Genomic DNA, 17,666 nt, shown 5'->3' with positions numbered 1-17,666 from the left:
AACACCTCTCAAACTCTACTTGCCGGACTTAAAACTCTCCTAAAGAGGGAACTTTCCTCTAAAATTTTCCCTGCACCAAGTGCCACACAATCTGTTGGCTGATCAGCTATTTGTACAGGCATTCCTGTTTCCTCTCTTATGAGCTTGTCTATGCCGCTCAAAAGAGCACCACCGCCTGTTAACATAATTCCTCTGTCCATAATATCTGCTGCAAGCTCTGGTGGAGTCTTTTCAAGAGTCATCTTTATAGCTTCAATTATGCTGGATATTGGATCTTTTAAAGCTTCTAAAATCTCAGTCGAAGTAATCTTTAAAGTTTTAGGAAGTCCAGATACTAAATCTCTTCCTCTTATGTCCATAGTTTCCTCTTTGGGCTTTGGAAAAGCTGAACCAATTTGTATCTTTATCTCTTCTGCAGTCCTTTCTCCTATCATGAGGTTATATTCTCTTTTTATATAATTGATTATAGCTTCATCCATTTCATCTCCGCCAACTCTCAAAGACTTGCTGGTAACAATTCCTCCAAGAGAAATTACAGCCACATCTGTGGTACCACCACCTATGTCTACAACCATGCTACCAGTTGGTTCTTCAACAGGAAGACCTGCACCAATTGCTGCAGCCATAGGCTCCTCTACTGTATGAGCTTCTTTCGCCCCTGCTTGTAAAGCTGCTTCAATAACTGCTCTTTTTTCTACTTCCGTAACCCCCGAGGGTATACCAACTATAACTCTAGGCCTAAATAATCCCTTTCTTGGATTAACTTTACTTATAAAATGGTCCAACATAGCCTTAGTTATATCAAAATCGGCTATTACGCCATCCCTCATAGGCCTTATAGCAATTATGTTTCCAGGGGTTCTACCTACCATTTTTTTTGCTTCTTCTCCAACTGCAAGAATTGCCTTGGAATCTGTCCTTATAGCTACTACTGAAGGTTCTCTTAATACAATTCCTTTACCTTGTACATACACCAAAGTTGTAGCTGTACCTAAATCAATCCCAATATCTTTGGAAAATCCTCTCATTCGCGTATACTCCTTCCTATTTTATTCAAACTCATAATACCCTTTTTCTTTAAGACTTATACCTCTCCCATCTCCAATTATAACATGATCTAAAACTTTTATACCCAGTATATTTCCTCCTTGTACTAACCTTTTTGTCACTTCGATGTCTTCTCTGCTAGGAGTAGGGTCTCCACTAGGGTGATTGTGAACTAAAATTATAGAGGAAGATGACCTTTCAATTGCGGCCTTAAATACTTCTCTAGGATGCACAATGGAAGTATTTAGACTTCCTATAGAAATAGTCTCTATCGCAATAACTTTATTCTTTACATTAAGCATTATCACTTTAAAATGCTCTTTCGTCAAATACCTCATTTCATCCATCATCAAATTTATGACATCTTCTGGCGATGTTATTGTAAAACTATCACTTCCCGTAGATAACATCATTCTACGTCCTAATTCTACTGCAGCTTTTAGCTTTACTGCCTTAGCTACACCAATTCCTTTTATACCAGCAAGTTTTTCTACACTTGAATCTATAATGAATTTAAGCCCTCTATCTTCCATTATAAGCCTTTGCGCTAAAGTAATGGCACTTTCTCTTTTACTTCCTGTCCCTATTATTATAGCTATCAACTCGGCATTTGACAATACTTGAGCTCCATGTTTTATAAGTCTTTCTCTGGGTCTTTCCTCATAAGGCAAGTCTTTTATCATGATTTTTGCATCCTTGCCCAATCCCTTCACCCTTTCAAAGTAACCTCACATCAAACTCTCTTTTTAAAATATCAAAAAGCTTTGAAATCGGAAGACCTACCACATTAAAATAATCTCCTTCAATCTTTTCAACAATAAGAGCACCAAATCCTTGTATAGCATATGCTCCAGCTTTATCATAACCTTCGCCAGTATCGATATAATTAAAAATTTCTTCATCTTCTAATTTTTTAATCCAAACTTTTGTCTCTTCAAAGTCGCTTACACATTTAAAATCTTTAGTCCTGACGATAGTAATTCCTGTATATACTGTATGAACTCTTCCTTGCAAGTTTTTAAGCATGATATAGGCTTCATCTCTATCCTTTGGTTTTCCTAAGACCTTATCTTCAATTACCACAACAGTATCAGCACCAATTACTATAGCTTCTTCCTTTAATTTTTTAGCAACCAACATGGCTTTATTAAAAGATAAATCCATAACATATTTTGAAGGATGCTTCTCACTTGAAAACTCCTCCACATTACTTTCAATCACTTGAAAGTCAAGTCCTAAATTTGAAAGTAGCTCTCTTCTTCTTGGCGATTTAGAAGCGAGAACAATTTTCATTTTATCACCTACATTTTGTAATAAGCGTATATTGCAAGAATTAATCCTACTACCGTCCCTACGTTTACCTTAACAGACAGCAGAAAGGAAAATTTAATAAAATTCAGATCCAAAGTAAGGGGATTGTTCATACCTATTATTTGATGATAAGCCAATTCTTTAAAAAAATGTGCAAGCAAATCTCCTAAAAATCCTCCTAAAATTAGTCCAACACCGAGTAAAAATACCAACGTCCACGGGCTTCTACCTCTTCTCAATTTTTTTCACTCCTTAAGTTGTAGTGACCTTATAAACTACCATTCCTTTTTATTATATCACAAATTATATACATTTCTATAAGTAACTTTAAAATAAAAAAATGGTAAAGCTCCCAATAAGGTATTGGAAGCTTTACTGTTAATTAAATTTATTTTACTAGAGGATACAGCTCCTTCTTGGAATAATGAGTGTGGAGCAAGTGATGAGACTTTTCGCTTAAAGGACTGCCCAAAAATTCCTCATAGAGTCTTTGTATTGCAGGATTTTTGTGAGATTTTCTGATAGGCAAGTTTTTATCTGCTTCGTAAATGGCTTTTGCTCTTAATTCTTTTACTTTTTCCATTTCATTTGGATTGTGAATCGGCTGACCGCCTCCCATTATACATCCTCCTGGGCAGCCCATTACCTCTATGAAGTGGTACTCTACTTCACCAGTTTTTACTTTGTCAAGAAGTTTCTTTGCATTTCCTGTTCCATTTGCTATGGCAACCTTTATATCCATACCATCTATTTTTATAGTAGCCTCTCTTACCCCTTCTAACCCTCTCACTTCTTCATAATCAAATTTATCTAAATCTTTCCCTTCTACAATATCCGCAACTGTCCTTAAAGCTGCCTCCATAACTCCACCTGTAGCTCCGAATATCACTCCAGCGCCAGTGGACATTCCAAGAGGCTCGTCATATTCTTCATCAGGAAGATTTACAAAGTCAATGCCCATTTCTTTTATTATTCTCGCTAATTCTCTTGTGGTAAGAACAGCATCCACATCTTTTATGCCATTATGCTGCATTTCTGGTCTGTCAATCTCTAGTTTTTTAGCAGTACATGGCATAATAGATACTACATATATATCCTCAGGATTTAGCCCTTTCTTTTCTGCGTAATAACTCTTTACTAATGCCCCCATCATCATATGAGGAGACTTACAAGTTGAAAGATTATCTATAAATTCTGGATAATATTTTTCACAGAAAGCTATCCAACCAGGGCTACAGGAAGTTATCATAGGAAGTTTTCCGCCATTTTTAAGCCTTTCAAGAAGTTCCGAACCTTCCTCCATTATAGTCAAGTCTGCTGCAAAATCCGTATCAAATACTGCATCAAAACCCATTCTTCTCAAAGCTGCTACCATTTTCCCTGTAACGATGCTTCCTATAGGCATACCAAACTCTTCACCTAATGCTACTCTTACAGCTGGAGCTGTTTGAGCTACTACATACTTTTTCTCATCAGCTAAAGCCTCATAAACTCTATTTGTGTGATCTTTTTCATATATAGCTCCAACAGGGCATACCTCAATACACTGTCCACAACTTATACAAGGAGAATCTTTTAAACTTCTGCCAAAAGAAGGTGCTACCATTGTTTTAAATCCTCTGTTTACCATTCCAATCGCAAATACGTTTTGGACTTCTGAACATACTGCTACACATCTTCTACAAAGCACACACTTATTTGGGTCTCTTACAACAGAAGGAGAAGCATTATCTATAGAATACTTTATATTTTCCCCTTCAAACCTTATTTCATCTACTCCTAATTTTTTAGACAATGATTGAAGCTCACAGTTAGTATTTCTAATACAAGTCAAACAACTTCTATCATGATTTGAAAGTATAAGCTCAAGATTTAATTTCCGCGCTTCTCTAACTTTAGGTGTATTTGTATACACTTTCATACCATCAAATACCGGATAAGTGCAGGAGGTTTGTAAATTTCTAACTCCTTCTATTTCAACTACACATATACGACAAGCGCCAATTTGGTTAATTCCCTTGAGGTAACACAGGGTAGGGATATCTATGCCTGCTTCTTTTGCTGCTTCCAATACCGTGTAATGGGAAGGTACTTCTACAGTGATGCCGTCTATCGTAACACGAACTTTGTCCATCTTTTACACTCCTTCCTTAATTATTTTTTGTATATCGCGCCAAATGGACATTTTACAATACATGTACCGCACTTGATACATTTGTCTTGGTCAATTACATAAGGCTCTCTTGGTTTTCCGGAAATCGCATTGACAGGACAATTTTTAGCACAAATTCCACAGCCTTTACACTTATCTGGGTCAATATAAAATCTTAAGAGGGCTTGGCATACACCAGCAGGGCATCTTTTTTCTTTTATATGCGCCTCATATTCATCTCTGAAATATCTAATTGTAGACAAAACCGGATTTGGCGCTGTCTGTCCAAGTCCACATAAAGCTGTAGCTTTAATAGTTTTAGCAAGTTCCTCTAATTTTTCAATGTCTCCTTCTTCACCTTTACCAGAAGTTATCTTTTCTAAAATCTCCAGCATCCTTCTTGTACCAATCCTGCAAGGTGCACATTTACCACAAGACTCATCAACTGTAAATTCAAGGAAGAACTTTGCAACATTAACCATACAGGTATCTTCATCCATTACAACAAGTCCACCTGATCCCATCATAGATCCTATATTTATTAAAGAATCATAATCTATTGGTGTATCTAAATGCTCTGCAGGGATACATCCACCCGACGGTCCTCCAGTTTGAGCAGCTTTAAATTTCTTTCCGTTGGGTATTCCTCCGCCTATTTCGTATATAATTTCTCTTAAAGTAGTTCCCATTGGAACTTCAATAAGACCTGTGTTGTTTACTTTACCAGTTAAGGCAAAAACTTTTGTTCCCTTCGATTTTTCTGTACCTATGCTTGAAAACCACTCAGCACCATTTAAGATAATCGGTGGAATATTAGCAAATGTCTCTACATTATTTATAATCGTTGGTTTATTCCATACACCTTTTACAGCAGGAAATGGCGGTCTTGGTCTTGGTTCTCCTCTTCTTCCCATTACTGAATTTAAAAGTGCAGTCTCTTCTCCACAGACAAAGGCACCAGCTCCTAATCTTATCTCAATGTCAAAATCAAAACCTGTACCAAATATGTCTTTTCCTAAAAGGCCATATTCTCTAGCCTGTTCAATAGCAATTTTAAGCCTTTTTACTGCCAAAGGATATTCCGCTCTTACATAAATATATCCATGGTTTGCTCCAATTGCGTATCCTGCTATTGCCATCGCCTCTAAAACACTGTGAGGGTCTCCCTCCAATATGCTTCTATCCATAAAAGCACCAGGGTCTCCTTCATCGGCGTTGCAGACTACATACTTAGGAGTTTCTTTTTGGTTGTAAGCAAATTCCCATTTTACACCTGTTGGGAATCCACCGCCACCTCTACCCCTCAATCCGGATTTTTTGACTTCTTCGATAACCTCTTTTGGTGTCATTTGAGTAAGAACCTTTGCCAACGCTTTATATCCATCAAAAGCAATTGCTTCTCTTATATCTTCAGGGTTGATAATACCACAATTTCTAAGAGCAATTCTCTTTTGCTTTCTAAAGAAAGAGGTCTCTTCCAATGGCTTTATAGCTTTTTCCGTTACGCTTTCTCCATAGAGATATTTCTTAACAGGTCTTCCTTTTAGCAAGTGCTCCTCTACAATTTCAGGAACATAGTCAGGTTTAACTCTGCTATAAAAAACTCCTTCAGGATACACTACAACAACTGGTCCCAATTCGCAAAGACCAAAACATCCTGTCCTAACAACTAATACTTCTTTATCTAGACCAGCCTTTTTTATTTCCTCTGTAAAACGCTCTGCTACTTTATCAGAATCTGAAGATGTACATCCGGTACCACCACATACCATTACGTGTGACCTATAAAGCATGCTATTTCCCCTCCTCTATTCGTAATTTTCAATAGTCCATTCTATGATTGGATGACCATTTATAACATGTTCAACAACTATTTGTCTTGCCTTTTTCTCATCAACCTTTACGTAGGTTACTTTTTCTTGTCCCGGAACATAAACATCTACAATAGGTTCTAGTTTACACATACCTATACAACCAGTCTCTGTGACAATTACATCATTCACATTTCTTTTACTGAGCTCATCTAATATTGCCATCATGACAGGTCTTGCTCCTGCTGCAATACCACAAGTGGCCATTCCAACTGCAATCCTTATGCCTGACCTATCTTTTCTCAAATTTATTTTTTCTAATGTCTCTTTCCTGATTTTTTCTAATTCTTCTATAGATTTCATTATTACACCTCCATATCACCTTTCATATTCTCTTTTACATATTCCTTTATCCAGTTTAATACTTTGATGTCATTTATATTGACTTCCTTTAGTATTTTTTTGAGTTCTTTAGTGTCAAATAAGAATTCGTAGTTATCCTTGTTATATTTGTATACAATATCCACTTCTGGTGCAGATAATATCAGTGACACAATTGTTGATGCCATATCTCCTATTGGAACAAGGTCTACACTGGAAAGTTTAAAAGTGCCTATTATTTTTGTTCCTTTTCCTTCTTCAGAAAAAATCTCAAAGTTTCCTCCACACAGCTGGACAAGCTCCTTAAAGAGCGGAATTCCAAGTCCTACTTTTCTTTCCTTTCTTGTGGTTATAAAAGGGTCTGTGACTTTTTTTAGAAATTTTTCATTCATTCCACATCCATCATCCTCTATAGATACTTTAAGCATATCTTTTGAAGTATCTATATTTATTTCAATATAAATATTTTTTGCTCCCGCTCTTATGCTATTTTGTGACAAATCTAATATATAAAGAGCTAATTCTTTCATAACAATCAAACTCTTACTCAAATTTACTTAATATTTCATCCACATCATCAGGAGTTAATCTTCCAAAAACTTCACCATTTATCATCATAACAGGAGCCAATCCGCAAGCTCCAAGGCATCTAGTAGGTTCTAAAGAAAATTTCCCGTCTGGAGTTGTTTCGCCTACTTGAATTCCCAATTTCTCTTTTATTTTTTCCAATACCATTGCAGCTCCTCTTACATAACAAGCTGTTCCCATACACAAATTGATCTTGTATTTACCCGAAGGCTTCAAGGTAAACCTTGAATAAAAAGTAGCTATTCCAAATATTTCTGTCAAAGGCACATTCATTTCTTTTGAAATATAAAGTTGAACTTCAATAGGAAGATATCCAAAAATTTCCTGAGCCTCATTCATAATTGCAATCAAAGAGCCAGGGACATTTTTTAATTGCTCTAAAGCCTTTTTAAACCTCTCTACTTTCTCTTCACCGAATTTTTGGCATAAGGTCTCCATTTATTTCCCTCCTTGTGAATTAAAAATTTCATATCCCACATCTTATATAAACTTTTTGTTCATTATTCGTTAATATTATATCATAAGTTTATTAAATTTTTAACAAGTTTTTATAAAAAAATTTTTATTTTCTGATAATCCCAACTAATTTAGTAGGATTACAAAAAAATCAACAACTGCTCAGCCAGTCTACAATACTTTTTAATTCTGATTTACATAGTAAGAATTCCTCTCTTTCAGAAATATCTCCTAAATAATGAGAATCTGACGACCTTATAATTTTATATTTTCTATATTCAGGATATGAAAGTAAAAAATTTTCTGTCACAATACCTTTTGATATCTCAATTGTTGTTAAATTTTTAATATTAGGAATAAATCCGAGATTTGATACAATACTATAGGAAGACCGATCCACATGGGCAGGGACTGCCACTCCCTTGCCATCCATGTACTCAAAAACTTCATTAATATTCAAATTTGTTGAAATTAACAATGAGTAATCTACTTCTTCTATAATATTATCTTCTTCATCCATAACAAATTGATTCCCAAAGGTTGTTTTTTGATTTTTAATTTTTATCAAGTTTTTGTTAATAATTTCACTAAATTTTACACATTCATCTACTGAATAAAAATAACAAAGTACGTGAACCTCTTCTCTTGTCTGTACCTCTATACCAGGAACTACTATCAAGCCTTTTTTTAATCCAAGATTATACACAGCTTTCACATTTTTTGCACTGTTATGATCTGTTATAGCTATTACATCAAGTCCTTTTATGACAGCCATATTGACAATATTGTTAGGAGTCATATCATCAGAAGCACAAGGAGATAAGGCTGTATGAATGTGCAAATCATAGTAAAGCATCACTTCATCATCTCGTACAAAGTTATTGCTGCCTCATAAGAAGTTCCTGTAAAACTTAATATAGGGATACCCTCCTCATCAGCCTTTTTCTTAGTTTCTTCATCTAATTTCGCATCTTCAGGAATTATTATACAACTTATTTCGGCCAACAAAGCTACTGCTACGATATTTACATGAGTTTGAATTGTTATCCAGGCGCTCTTTGCTTTTGCATGGGCCATAACCCAACTTAAAAGGTCACATATATACACCCCTTCAATTTCTTTGTCAATTCCGTTGTCACCCGCAACTAATCTAAATCCTTTCTCAACAAGCTCCACTACTTTTATCCTCATAACATTTCACTCCTTTCCTTCGCTTAAAACTGGAGGAATTTTACCTGCCAGATCATTTAATTCTTGAGCCAAATTTTTTATTTTGTCTTTTAATATAAAAATGCAATCATACTCAGTAGCAAAGCCTTTCACTATATCTTCTGCCAATGCCCTACAAGTAGGTGAACCACAAGAACCACAGTCAAGTCCTGGTAATGCTTTGTATTGTGTGTCTATTTGTTTCATCATTTCAAGTGCCTTAGAAATGTCTTTGTCTAGCTTCATAACTTCGCTTTTTTCTATTTTCTTTTTCCATTTCACCTCTTCAAAAACAATCTCTTTCTCATCAAACAAAGGTTCTTCTCTTTTATGAAGTTGTTCTGTTAGTTTCCTTATTCTGTTTTTAGCCACAAAATTATTTTCAACAGTCAAAGGTCCACCAATACATCCACCAATACATGCAAGCCCTTCAAAAAAGTCTAAATCATTCAATTTTCCTAATTCAATCTCTTCTAAAACATCCACAACATTGTGTATCCCGTCTACATAAATACTATTTTCTGCAAAAGTACCAAAAGCCTCTCCACCAGAGTTTGCCCAGCCAACCCCTATCATCGAAGCTTTGCTTAAATCTCTAACCACAGCAATCTTAGCTTTTTGAATAATTAGGCCATATATTTCTTTCATAGAAAAAACCCCATCAATTTTAGATTTTTCTATACCAATAGGATTTTTCACACTTGTTACTTTTGCAGCACAGGGAGAAATGAAAAAAACTCCTATTTCCTCTTCCTTCAGTCCCGTCTTTTTAATTGCTTCCTTTTTGGCTAATATTGCTGCAGTATCCATAGGAGAACATATATCCAATAAATTATCAATTAAAGAGGGAAATCTAATTTGTACGAGTCGCACAACAGCAGGACACGCAGAAGATATAACTGGCTTTTTTAAATTTCCTTTTGCCAATGCTTCCCGCGTAAATTTAGAAACAATTTCAGCAGCATATGCTACTTCAAAAACCTCATCAAATCCTATATCCAGTAATGCACTCAATACTTGATTAATAGTCAAATCCCTAAATTGTCCATATAAAGAAGGAGCAGGAAGCGCGATCTTGTACTTAAAATTTTTCATCATATCCAAACTATCAGTTACCGCCAATTTAGCATGATATGGGCACACACGTATACACTCACCACAATCTATACACCTTTCATTTATAATCATTGCTTTCCCATCTCTTACCCTTATTGCCTCTGTAGGACATCTTTTTATGCAATTAGTACACCCTCTACATCTATCCTTATCTAATGTCACAGAGTGAAAATATGACATTTTATCACCTACTTAAATAAAATTTCCATCACCACAGTTGTTCCATCTTTACTGCTTTTTATCTCCATGAAATCCGAATTTTCCTTCATATTAGGAAGCCCCATGCCGGCTCCAAATCCCATTTCCCTTATTTCTTCAGGAGCAGTAGAATATCCTTCTTTCATGGCAAGTTCAATGTCTTCTATTCCTGGACCTGTGTCTTCTGCAGTTATGCGTATTTTATCGCCAAAAATTTCTATTTTCATGTGACCTCCATAAGAATGAATTATTATATTCATCTCTGCTTCATAACAAGCTATGCAACTTCTCCTTACAACATCTGGATTTAATGAAAGCTGTTTTAATACTGATCTCAAATTGCTGGAAACCTCTCCGGCAGAATCAAAATCTCTCGCTTTAACATCAAAATCTAAACTATAAAGTACCATTTCCTTCACCACTTCTACAAGTAAGCCCATTAGAATACAAAAGGCCACAAGCTATATAAAGAGGATGTTTTGTTTTCATTATCACAAGTCCTGCTTTTTTAGCAAGTTCCAATATGTCCTCTCCCGGATTCTTACCTCTTACAAACACTATACATTTAATATCTCCTACTACCTCTGCAGTCCTTATAACCTGCACATTGGTAAGTCCTGTCAAAAGCACAGCCTTTTCGTCACGTGATGCCAAAACATCACTCATCAAGTCTGCTCCACAAGCAGTAAATACTTCTTCTTCTAATTTTTCTTCCCCTACCATAACTTCTGCATTTAAAATTTCTTTTACCTCTTTTAATTTCATACCTTAACACCTCGTTATTGGTTTTGCGTAACAATTGTCTTTAAAAAGGTATTATATTCTTCGCAAGATTGCCATAAACTTTCTTGTAATAAACTAAAGGTATTCCCATCTTCTAAAGCAGCCGATATTTCAATTTTTTTAATATCATTTGTTATTTTATCAACAATATCTATAGTCTTTTGTATTAGTATTGTCACTTCTTCTTTTTCAAAATTCTCTTTGTCAGTTTTAAATCTATCTACTCTTCTCTTTAAGTCCTCTAATTCTTGTTTTTGTAATTTGTCATTAGAAGCTTTGTAAGAAAGAGCTGACATATAATTAAGAATTTGTTGAAAATCTTGTAATTTATTTATAAAAACATCCATTTCTGATGTTAATTTCTTGTCATATACAATTTTTATAGAAGGCCCTTTTTTCACATATACTTCACTGTAAATACCTTGCGATTTTAAGTAGGATGAAAATAAAGTAGACTGTTCTCTGTCTAAAAATATCCCACCTATTAACAAATATTTGTCAGCATCTTTACTAACAAAGGAATAAATTCCCTTCATCTTCATTAAATCATCCTGATACTTTGCAGTATCAAAATCTGAATAGCTACCTAAAACAACTTCAAACAGGTCTATTCCTTTAACAACCATCTTTTTGAAATTATCACTGTCATTTGTTTTTGAAATGTTAGGTTCTACAATATCTTTTGAAATAAAATAACCTGCTAAAAGAGAAACTAGAGGAATTATTAATACAACAATTAAAACCTCCACCATTCTTTCGTTTTTCATCTCTTTATCAACCCTTATTCTAAACCTTTACTTATATTATACTATACTTCTTTAAAAAATCCTTTAAAAATTTTAATAGGACTTTTTTACTAATTTGCACTTTTAAAAGAGGTTTTAGAAGAAATTTGTCGAATTATATATTATGGGAGGGATTGAATTGACAGATATTATAAATCAAATAATTGAAAATAAATTTCGAGAAATTCAAAGCAGACTACCTGCTAATATAAAAATATTTAATACTGATAAACCTTTTGCTGAAGTTTTAAATAATGCTATAGAAAATCAGCAATACAATTCAGGAAATGTAAGTAATAATGCACTATCAAAAAATACAAATTTACAGCAAATTAACGATTTAATACAACAGGCCAGTCAAAAATATAATGTAGATGCAAATCTCATTAGAGCGGTTATCAGAGCAGAATCTAATTTTAATCCATTCGCAGTTTCTTCAGCAGGGGCAATGGGACTTATGCAGCTTATGCCTTCAACTGTAAAAGAACTGGATGTAGCCAATCCTTTTGACCCTTCTCAAAATATAGATGGAGGAGTAAGATACCTAAAAAATTTGTTAGACACTTACCATGACATAAGATTAGCATTAGCTGCCTATAATGCTGGTCCTCAATCAGTAGAAAAATATCAGGGTATTCCCCCTTACCAAGAAACTATAAATTATATAAGCAAAATTTTAAATGAATTATATAAATAGAAGGAGCCATAAAGCTCCTTTATTTGTTATATTTTGCACTTTTATATCTCTGTTGAGAATCCAAAATCTTTTTTCGTATTCTAATACTTTGAGGAGTAACTTCAACCAATTCATCATTATCTATAAATTCTAATGCTTCTTCTAAAGACATCTTTTTTACAGGTGATAACCTCAAAGCTTCATCCGCCGTTGCAGACCTTAAATTTGTCACATGTTTTTTCTTACATACATTGACATCAATATCTCCACTTCTTGAATTAACTCCCACAACCATCCCTTCATACACTTTTGTACCTGGCTCTATAAAAAGTGTCCCTCTCTCTTGAGCATTGTAAAGGCCATAAGTTGTCGCAACTCCAGTCTCAAAAGCTATAAGAGCGCCTCTCGTACGAGAAGGAATGTCTCCTTTGTAAGGTTCATAATCATAAAAGACATAAGTCATTATGCCATTTCCTTTTGTATCTGTTAAAAATTCAGACCGATACCCTATTAAGCCTCGTGTAGGTACTTTAAACTTAAGCCTTATAGTTCCTGGCTTTAATGTGTGCATATCCATCAATTCAGCTTTTCTCGGCCCTAATTTTTCCATTACAACTCCCATATATTCTTCAGGAATATCTATTGTCAAAAGTTCAACAGGTTCCATTTTTACTCCATTTATTTCTTTAAAAATCACTGTAGGTTTAGAAACCTGCAATTCATACCCTTCCCGTCTCATAGTCTCAATTAAAATAGAAAGATGCAGCTCTCCTCTTCCAGACACCTTAAAAGAATCAGTAGAATCTGTTTCTTCAACTCGTAACGCGACGTTTGTCTCTAGCTCTTTAAAAAGCCTTTCTCTTAAATGTCTTGAAGTAACGTATTTACCCTCAGTTCCAGCAAAAGGACTGGTATTTACACTAAAAGTCATAGAAACTGTAGGCTCTTCTATTCGAACAAAGTCTACCGCTTCAGGATTATCCTTATCTGAAATGGTCTCTCCAATCTCAATATCGCTTATGCCAGAAACCGCTACAATATCTCCCAAGCTTGCTTCTTCTACTTGCACTCTTTTTAGTCCTTCAAACTGATATAGATTATTTATGTGAACTTTTTGTATTGACCCATCTCTTTTACATATAGACGCTTCTTCCCCTGAAATTATTTTTCCTCTAACTACTTTTCCAATGGCAATTCTCCCAATGTAATCATCATAATCTAAAGTAGTCACTATAAGTTGCAATGGTGCCTCAATATCTCCTATTGGTGCAGGAATATAGTCTAAAATCGTATCAAAAAGAGGTCTCAAGTCATGAGACTCTTCTTCTAAACTTAATTTTGCTATACCTTCTTTTGCAGAAGTGTAGACAACAGGGAAATCAATTTGGTCATCATTTGCTCCTAATTCAATAAATAAATCTAAAACTTCGTCAATAACCTCCTCCGGTCTTGCATCAGGTCTATCAATTTTATTTATAACAACTATAGGTTTTAGATCCAGTTCCAAGGCTTTACTTAACACAAAACGGGTCTGCGGCATAGGTCCTTCAAAAGAATCCACCAGCAAAAGTACCCCATCTACCATTTTTAATACTCGCTCTACTTCACCGCTAAAATCTGCATGTCCTGGTGTATCAACTATATTTATTTTCACATCTTTATATCGTATAGCGGTATTTTTAGCAAGAATTGTTATGCCTCTTTCTCTTTCCAAATCATTAAAATCCAAGATTCTTTCCTCAACTTTTTCATTTTCCCTAAAAATACCGCTTTGTTTAAGCATGGCATCAACCAAAGTAGTTTTTCCATGATCAACATGAGCAATAATGGCTATATTTCTTACATCTTCTCTTACAAATTTCATAAGGTATCTCCTTCCATAAAATAGGCTATATCACGTATACAGTATTATATAATATCTCAAGGAATAAAAATAGTCAATATAAAAAAGAGCACTCTCTACGAGCACTCTCAGTTTGCTTACAAAATCCCATGAGATTATAAAATTTTTAAAAAAATCTTTGCATCGTCCCTTAAATATTCCACCGGGCCAACACTAAAAGTTGACCCTATTTTATAATACGTCTCGCAGTAACGTAATGATCCCTATAATACCCTTCATATAAGGGACTTATCATCACCATTCCCCTACCCGAAGAACTATTTACAAATTCCCCATTGCCTATGTATATTCCTACATGATTTATAACACTGCTTCCCAGCGTCTTAAAAAACACTAAATCTCCTGGAACTAAACTGTCATAACTAACTTTTTCTCCTACTGTAGCTTGCTCATCTGCAGTCCTTGGCAAAGCAAAACCAAAATTCCTAAATACATAGTAAACAAAGCCGGAACAATCAAATCCTTTTGGAGTTGAACCTCCATAGACATAAGGAGTTCCAACAAAAGATTTAGCAAAATCTATTAACTTATCTGCCAAACTTCTATCTACTTCGCCTCTTGAAACATTCGATGAGCTTCTTACTGCTAAATATTCTCCGTAAATCCATCCTTCTCTTCCATCAGAAAGCTTTATCTTGTACCACCCATTTTGATTATCTAATACAGTCACTGTAGTATTTTTATTAAGCTGTGTTATAATTCTACCCGATAAACCCGCTTCACTTCTCACATTAACATAGCTACCTGTCACTATACCAACACTTGCTGATCTTTCCGAATCTCCTCTTGAGACATTAGAAGGATTTCTTACAGATAAATATTCACCAAAAATCCATCCTTCTCTTCCATCAGAAAGCTTTATCTTGTACCACCCGTTTTGCTTATCTAACACAGTCACTGTGTCATTCCAATTTAAGCGAGTAATAATATTTCCTGATAAGCTTCCTTGAGTTCGCACATTTACATAATTGCCTGTAACCTTTCCAATTCCTAATCCTTCCGCAAACGCTGGGTTCAAAAAAGAACTACCTATCAGCGTCGCGCCAAACACAGAAATTCCAAAAATCATCTTTCCTATTCGCTGATCCACTGCAAATCTCCTTCCTTTATTGCCTCCGGAGTTAGCTGTCGGGTGCGGGACAGAAGGTATCCCTACTGCAGCTTAAAGCTACAGATTAACCCCAAAAAGCGGTTCCTCCGTACCTTTCGGATTCGGCAAGATTGCATATTTTATCTTTCCATTTTATCTTATCATATTCCATAGTCAAAGTCAATGTTTACATTACATTTTCTTAAACTTTTTAATCTTTTTTTAATATATTTTATAAAAAATTAATAATTTGTGTGACAAAAAAATAAAAGGCTTACCGCCTCTTTCTTTTTTATGGTGCGGAGGGTGGGACTTGAACCCACACGGGAAACCCCATACGCCCCTCAAACGTACGCGTCTGCCAGTTCCGCCACCACCGCACACCTTTTGAATTTCATCACATTATGAATTATATAATCTTTTTAAGTCAGTGTCAATACCTATTTTTAATCAGATGGTGTCAAGATACTGTAGGATAATTTTCAGTACAACCCTTGCAATATCTTAAATCAAAGTTTTTACGGTATGCTTGTTTTTCTTTAAATTCTACGATAATTTTACACTACTTTTTTATATACCATTTTTCTATATTATAAAAAACATCAAAACCAGTAGGGTCCACAACTTTTACATTGTCATATGCCATAACTGCTCCTTCAATATAGAAAAGGCCAATTATGGGTTGTTCCTCTAAAAAAACTTCTTCCAAAACTTGATAATCTTTTTTTAAAGAATTCTCTTGTGAATCATAAAAAATTCTACTATATATTTCATCAACTTTAGAATTACTATAACCCATAAAATTGTCTTTGCCTTTTGTCATAAACATTGTAGACATATCTTGATTATAACTTAAATTCCACTCCATTAACGCCAAATCAAATTTACCTGAATATACAGAACTTAGTAAATTGTCCCAATCTTTTGGTACAATGTTTATTTCAATTCCTACATCTTTTAAATTATTCTTTATAATTTGAGCAACTTTAATCAAATATGGATTATTTGCATTTACCAGCAAATCAAATTTGAGCTGATAAGTTCCATTGCTCCTTATCCCTTTAACTAAATTCCAACCACTTTCCTCTAATATTTTATTTGCCTCTTTTATATCGTAACTATGAGATACTATTTTATTGCTATAAAGCCATGAATCAGGACGGACCGGAATACATGACTTTAACCCATGACTAAAATATACTTCTTTCAAAATTTTGTCAACATCTATTCCATAACACATCGCTTTCCTGACATTTGAATCTTTCAAAGCTGAATTTTGATAATTAGGAGCCATAAATACATAATCTTGCATAACATATTTGTAAATATTTACATTTGAAAGTTCTTTATACTTATCCCAGTCTATGTCATTTAAAAAAGTAAAATCTGCTTCTTTGCTTTGAAAAGATGTTATCATAGCATTTTCATTAGGCACAATTTTAAATACTATACTATCTATATAAGGTTTGTCGCCTCTATAATAAGGATTTCTTTCAAAAATAACTTCTCTGCCAACGCTGTAAGAAGATATCTTATATGGCCCTGTACCGATAGGTACAATATCTTTATTTAAAATATCTTCCTTACCTTTATATTGATGCTCTGCTAGAATAGGAAAAGTAAACAAAGCTATGGGGTTCGCAACAGGTTTATTTAGAATAACTTCAAATTCATAATCCCCGTTTGTCTTATAAGAGGAGAGATAGTTAATGAGAATGTCCTTATAAGGGCTTTTTACATCATTACTTTTAAAAGAATCAAAAGTAAATTTTACATCATTAGCCGTAAAACTTACTCCATCCTGCCATTTAACATTCTTTTTTAAATAAAATTTTATATTAAGTCCACTTATTTCCCAATTTTCTGCTAATTGAGGAACAGGCTTTAAAGTTTTATCCAAGGTAACTAATCCTTCTAATGACAAATTCAACATTTGTCTTACTCGTTCATTGTCATTTAAAAAAGGATTTAATGTATCAAAAGAAGTGATATTTATTCTTAAAGTGCCACCCTCTGCAGGCTTTTCTTTTTCAATATCAGTTTTATCCTCAGAGGTTTGCGGGAAATTTACCATATTTTGTGGAGTTGTTTTACATCCTGTAAAAATAAACATCAAAATGAAAGATAATATAATAAATTTTCTCATTAACTATCATCTCC

The 17,666-nt window shown here is 34.4% G+C and carries 19 protein-coding genes, 1 tRNA gene and 1 riboswitch; of the genes, 1 reads left to right on the top strand and 19 read right to left on the bottom strand.

What is annotated here, in order from left to right:
* Positions 1-8 precede the first annotated feature (8 nt).
* The 15 genes from THYS13_RS00975 to THYS13_RS00905 all read right to left on the bottom strand — a co-directional run bounded on the left by THYS13_RS00975 (position 9) and on the right by THYS13_RS00905 (position 11,819).
* The gene (locus THYS13_RS00975; RefSeq protein WP_042832755.1) at positions 9-1,028 is read right to left on the bottom strand and encodes a rod shape-determining protein; all 1,020 of its coding nucleotides are present in this window, start codon (positions 1,026-1,028) and stop codon (positions 9-11) included.
* A gap of 21 nt (positions 1,029-1,049) precedes the next feature.
* Complete coding sequence (gene radC, locus THYS13_RS00970; protein WP_042832754.1) at positions 1,050-1,730, bottom strand: DNA repair protein RadC; 681 nt, start codon at positions 1,728-1,730, stop codon at positions 1,050-1,052.
* Positions 1,731-1,764: 34 nt separating this feature from the next.
* Entirely contained in the window at positions 1,765-2,340 is a 576-nt protein-coding gene (locus THYS13_RS00965; RefSeq protein WP_042832753.1) for a nucleoside triphosphate pyrophosphatase, read from the bottom strand.
* Positions 2,341-2,348: 8 nt separating this feature from the next.
* On the bottom strand, positions 2,349-2,597 hold the full coding sequence (locus tag THYS13_RS00960; protein WP_042832752.1) for a DUF4321 domain-containing protein: 249 nt from the start codon (positions 2,595-2,597) through the stop codon (positions 2,349-2,351).
* A gap of 149 nt (positions 2,598-2,746) precedes the next feature.
* On the bottom strand, positions 2,747-4,492 hold the full coding sequence (locus THYS13_RS00955; protein ID WP_042832751.1) for an NADH-dependent [FeFe] hydrogenase, group A6: 1,746 nt from the start codon (positions 4,490-4,492) through the stop codon (positions 2,747-2,749).
* A gap of 20 nt (positions 4,493-4,512) precedes the next feature.
* Positions 4,513-6,303 (bottom strand): NADH-quinone oxidoreductase subunit NuoF, encoded by a 1,791-nt coding sequence (gene nuoF / locus THYS13_RS00950; RefSeq protein ID WP_042832750.1) that lies wholly within the window; start codon positions 6,301-6,303, stop codon positions 4,513-4,515.
* A 15-nt stretch (positions 6,304-6,318) separates the two neighbouring features.
* Entirely contained in the window at positions 6,319-6,684 is a 366-nt protein-coding gene (locus THYS13_RS00945) for a ferredoxin (protein ID WP_042832748.1), read from the bottom strand.
* A 2-nt stretch (positions 6,685-6,686) separates the two neighbouring features.
* Positions 6,687-7,232 (bottom strand): ATP-binding protein, encoded by a 546-nt coding sequence (locus THYS13_RS00940; RefSeq protein ID WP_042832747.1) that lies wholly within the window; start codon positions 7,230-7,232, stop codon positions 6,687-6,689.
* Positions 7,233-7,245: 13 nt separating this feature from the next.
* Entirely contained in the window at positions 7,246-7,728 is a 483-nt protein-coding gene (locus THYS13_RS00935) for an NAD(P)H-dependent oxidoreductase subunit E (protein WP_042832746.1), read from the bottom strand.
* Positions 7,729-7,897: 169 nt separating this feature from the next.
* Complete coding sequence (locus tag THYS13_RS00930) at positions 7,898-8,605, bottom strand: PHP domain-containing protein (protein WP_201035640.1); 708 nt, start codon at positions 8,603-8,605, stop codon at positions 7,898-7,900.
* The gene (locus tag THYS13_RS00925) at positions 8,602-8,937 is read right to left on the bottom strand and encodes a DRTGG domain-containing protein (RefSeq protein ID WP_042832744.1); all 336 of its coding nucleotides are present in this window, start codon (positions 8,935-8,937) and stop codon (positions 8,602-8,604) included. Before THYS13_RS00925 ends, THYS13_RS00930 begins: the two co-directional genes overlap by 4 nt.
* A 6-nt stretch (positions 8,938-8,943) precedes the next feature.
* Positions 8,944-10,251 (bottom strand): [Fe-Fe] hydrogenase large subunit C-terminal domain-containing protein, encoded by a 1,308-nt coding sequence (locus THYS13_RS00920; protein WP_042832743.1) that lies wholly within the window; start codon positions 10,249-10,251, stop codon positions 8,944-8,946.
* 8 nt (positions 10,252-10,259) lie between these two features.
* On the bottom strand, positions 10,260-10,709 hold the full coding sequence (locus THYS13_RS00915; RefSeq protein WP_082990353.1) for an ATP-binding protein: 450 nt from the start codon (positions 10,707-10,709) through the stop codon (positions 10,260-10,262).
* Positions 10,666-11,034 carry a DRTGG domain-containing protein gene (locus THYS13_RS00910; RefSeq protein WP_042832741.1) on the bottom strand — a complete coding sequence of 123 codons (369 nt, stop codon included), beginning with the start codon at positions 11,032-11,034 and terminating at the stop codon, positions 10,666-10,668. Before THYS13_RS00910 ends, THYS13_RS00915 begins: the two co-directional genes overlap by 44 nt.
* A gap of 14 nt (positions 11,035-11,048) precedes the next feature.
* Positions 11,049-11,819, bottom strand: coding sequence for a hypothetical protein (locus tag THYS13_RS00905; protein ID WP_042832740.1), 771 nt, complete (start codon positions 11,817-11,819; stop codon positions 11,049-11,051).
* 157 nt (positions 11,820-11,976) lie between these two features.
* On the opposite strand from THYS13_RS00905, the gene THYS13_RS00900 reads away from it, so the two are divergent.
* A complete protein-coding gene (locus tag THYS13_RS00900) occupies positions 11,977-12,534 on the top strand; it encodes a lytic transglycosylase domain-containing protein (protein WP_042832738.1) in 558 nt (185 codons plus the stop codon).
* Between the two features lie 19 nt (positions 12,535-12,553).
* On the opposite strand, the gene typA is transcribed toward THYS13_RS00900, so the two are convergent.
* The 4 genes from typA to THYS13_RS00880 form a co-directional block, all read right to left on the bottom strand.
* Complete coding sequence (gene typA, locus THYS13_RS00895; protein WP_042832737.1) at positions 12,554-14,377, bottom strand: translational GTPase TypA; 1,824 nt, start codon at positions 14,375-14,377, stop codon at positions 12,554-12,556.
* Positions 14,378-14,582: 205 nt separating this feature from the next.
* The gene (locus THYS13_RS00890) at positions 14,583-15,506 is read right to left on the bottom strand and encodes a C40 family peptidase (RefSeq protein ID WP_042832736.1); all 924 of its coding nucleotides are present in this window, start codon (positions 15,504-15,506) and stop codon (positions 14,583-14,585) included.
* Positions 15,507-15,511: 5 nt separating this feature from the next.
* Positions 15,512-15,644: riboswitch (cyclic di-AMP (ydaO/yuaA leader) on the bottom strand.
* A gap of 157 nt (positions 15,645-15,801) precedes the next feature.
* Positions 15,802-15,886 (bottom strand) — tRNA-Leu (locus THYS13_RS00885).
* Between the two features lie 182 nt (positions 15,887-16,068).
* Positions 16,069-17,652 (bottom strand): peptide ABC transporter substrate-binding protein, encoded by a 1,584-nt coding sequence (locus tag THYS13_RS00880; protein ID WP_042832735.1) that lies wholly within the window; start codon positions 17,650-17,652, stop codon positions 16,069-16,071.
* Positions 17,653-17,666 lie beyond the last annotated feature (14 nt).

The organism is Thermoanaerobacter sp. YS13 (genome assembly GCF_000806225.2).
Taxonomy (GTDB): domain Bacteria; phylum Bacillota; class Thermoanaerobacteria; order Thermoanaerobacterales; family Thermoanaerobacteraceae; genus Thermoanaerobacter; species Thermoanaerobacter uzonensis.
Note: the sequence above shows the minus strand (reverse complement) of the source record. Positions and strands in the feature narration are given on the sequence as shown.